At 69.8% G+C, this 2,756-nt stretch carries 3 protein-coding genes; all 3 read right to left on the reverse strand.

Going from position 1 to position 2,756, the window contains the following annotated elements; translation table 11 throughout:
• Positions 1 to 754, reverse strand: a 754-nt coding sequence (locus E1266_RS36690; RefSeq protein ID WP_132055119.1) for a sugar ABC transporter permease, incomplete at its 3' end; no start/stop codon positions are given.
• Complete coding sequence (locus E1266_RS36695) at positions 751 to 2,034, reverse strand: extracellular solute-binding protein (protein ID WP_132055121.1); 1,284 nt, start codon at positions 2,032 to 2,034, stop codon at positions 751 to 753. The genes E1266_RS36690 and E1266_RS36695, both read right to left, overlap by 4 nt.
• A gap of 163 nt (positions 2,035 to 2,197) precedes the next feature.
• Complete coding sequence (locus E1266_RS36700; RefSeq protein WP_132055123.1) at positions 2,198 to 2,674, reverse strand: cellulose-binding domain-containing protein; 477 nt, start codon at positions 2,672 to 2,674, stop codon at positions 2,198 to 2,200.
• Between the last annotated feature and the right edge of the window lie 82 nt (positions 2,675 to 2,756).

The raw sequence follows: 2,756 nt of genomic DNA on the forward strand, positions 1-2,756 counted from the left end.
CGCCCGGCCCGCCCTTCGTCAGCACGAAGATGTGCGCGAACGCCTTGAGCGCGGCGATCGTCGTCCACAGCAGCACGACGAAGATCTCCGGCCGGATCTGCGGGATCGTGATGTGCCAGAAGCGCCGCGTCCAGGAGGCCCCGTCGATCTCCGCCGCCTCGTACAGCGACGGGTCGACCCGCTGCAGCCCCGACATGAAGATCACCAGCGGGAAGCCGATCTGGATCCAGACCATCACCGCGATGACGCTCCACAGCGCCGTGGCCGGGTCGCCGAGCCAGTCGTGCGCGAGGGAGCCGAGGCCCACCGCGTCCAGCAGCGCGTTGACCGCGCCGTCCTCGGGGGCCAGCAGCCAGCTCCACACCACGCCCGCGATGACGATCGGCAGGACCTGCGGCAGGTAGATGCAGGCGCGCAGGACGCTCGCGGTCCGCGCCCCGAAGTGCCGGCCGATCAGGTCGGTCAGCACCGAGGCGAGCACCAGCCCGATCATCGTGGGGACGACCGCCATCCCGACGATGATCAGGGCGTTGTGCCCGAACGACGCCCAGAACTGCTCGTCCCGCGCCAGCTCCCGGTAGTTGCCGAGCCCGATCCACTCCGGGGTCCCGACGCCCGTCCAGTCGGTGAAGCTCGCCCCGATGTTCATCAGGAACGGCACGCCGATGACGGCGGTGAAGAGGAGCAGGCCCGGGAGCAGGTAGGGCGCGTACGCCCACCGCTCCCGCGACCCGCTCCGGCCCCGCGAGGTCACTTCGGCAGGCCGCCGTCGTAGGACTTCTGCACGCCCTCCAGCACCTCGGCCGGGGCGGTGCCGTTCATGAGCTTCTGCGTCTGCGACACCCACACGTCGTAGAAGCCGGCGACCGGCCAGTCCGGGTAGTACGCGAGCCCGCCGGACTCCGCCAGCCCGTCGAAGTCGCCGATCAGCTTCTTGGCCTTCGGCTCGGTGATCGCGGCCGGGTCCGCCGCGACCGGGATGCCGCCCGCGTTGCCGAGGGTGTTCTGGATCCCCTTCTTCATCGTGATGTCGATGAAGTCGTAGGCGAGCTCCTTGTTCTCCGACCCCTCGGGGACGACCCACAGGTTCCCGCCGGAGCCGAGCGTCATCTTCGCGCCGGGCCAGACCGAGGTCTCCCACTCGAAGTCCGCCTCCGCGGCGACGCGCCCGAACCACCAGCTCCCGGAGAACATCATCGGGAACTCGCCCTTCATGAAGGCGACGCCCGCGTCCTCCGCCTTGAGGCTGACGGAGTTCTTGGCGATGTACCCCTTCTTCACCCAGTCGGCGAACGTGCTCGCCCCGTACGTCCAGGCGGCGTCGTTGAAGTCCGTCTTGCCGGTGTAGCGCTGGAAGGCGTCCACCCAGTTCTGGTCGGCCCTGTCGAGGGCCAGCTGGTAGACGAACTGGTGCGCCATGTACTCGGCGCCGGCGTTGGTGAACGGAGTGACGTCCTTCGCGACGAACGCGTCCATGGCCGCGACCAGCTGGTCGAACGTCGTCGGGATCTCGACGCCGTGCTTCTCGAAGAGGTCCTTGTTGTAGTAGATCTGCAGGTACTCGGCGTAGTTCGGGACGCCGTACCACTTGTCGCCGCCCATCGTGCCCTTGGCGTCGTACTTGGCGGTGACCTGGACGTTCGGGCTGATCAGCTTGTCCCAGCCGCGCTTCCCGACCTCGGCGGTGAGGTCGGTGAGCAGCCCCTGCTTGGACAGCATCCCGGCGGTCGCGTTGCCCTTGTTGTACTCCATGACGTCGGGGGCGTCCTTGGAGTTCAGCACCATCGGCGCGGTCTTCTGGATCTGCTCGAAGCCCTTCTCTTCGAACGTGACCTTCACGCCCGGATGCGCCGCCTCGAACTCCTTGACCGCCTCGCTCCACGCCTTGCCCATGGCGCTGTCGGGGGCCTCGTAGTGCCAGAGCTTCAGCTCCTTGCCGCCGGATCCGCCGTCGTCACCGCCGCACGCGGTCAGCGACAGGGCCGCCGCGGCGAGTGCGGCGAGGACCGCCGCGCTCCTGCCTGCCTTGATCATGGTCTCCTCCGGGGTGGGAGTCGAAGCATTGTCGAAGCGCTTCGATTGCCCGGATGCTAAGCCTTCGGTGAGCCGCGACACAATAGTGTGCGCCGCACCGATTCCGCGCTGACCCCGCTGACCTGCGAAGATGAGTTGGGAGCGCTCCCAGATCGGCGCGGGCTCAGTCCCGGCACTCCCCGCCGTTGAGGGTGAAGCGGGCCGGTCGGCCGTTGGCGCCGTCCTGCCGGCCGAGGAACCCGAACTCGGCCGACCCGTCCGGCGGTATCGACCGGTTCCAGTCGGCCGCCGTCACCCTGACCGACGACCCCTGCTGGACCTGGCTGCCGTTCCACAGCTGGGTGATCGCCTGGCCGTCGGGGAACTCGAAGCCGAGCTCCCACCCGTCGATCTCGCCGGAACCGAGGTTCGTGATCCGCACCGTGGCCTGGAAGCCCTGCGGCCAGGTGCCGTCGATCCGGTACGCCACCGCGCAGGCGGTCGCCGCCGGGCGCTCCGGCGCCGGGCTCGCCGCCGCGGGCGGCCCGGACGCCTTCCGGGGCGGGTCCGGGGACAGCGCCGCCAGCAGCACCGCCGCCAGCGCGATCGCCCCGGTCGCCGCCCCGGCGATGAGCAGCGGCTTGCGCGCAGGAGCCCACATCACCGGAGGTCCCGCCGCGGGTGCCGGCGCCTCAACGGGCGGAAGCGGATCGGCGGGTGGAAGGGGATCCGCGGGTGGGAGG

The sequence above is a fragment of the Actinomadura sp. 7K534 genome (assembly GCF_004348575.1).
In the GTDB taxonomy this organism is placed as follows: domain Bacteria; phylum Actinomycetota; class Actinomycetes; order Streptosporangiales; family Streptosporangiaceae; genus Spirillospora; species Spirillospora livida.

Excerpts from the sequence above, each read along its gene's own strand:
- E1266_RS36695 (WP_132055121.1), bottom strand. The coding sequence starts at position 2,034 with ATGATCAAGGCAGGCAGGAGCGCGGCGGTCCTCGCCGCACTCGCCGCG.
- E1266_RS36700 (WP_132055123.1), bottom strand. The coding sequence starts at position 2,674 with ATGTGGGCTCCTGCGCGCAAGCCGCTGCTCATCGCCGGGGCGGCGACC.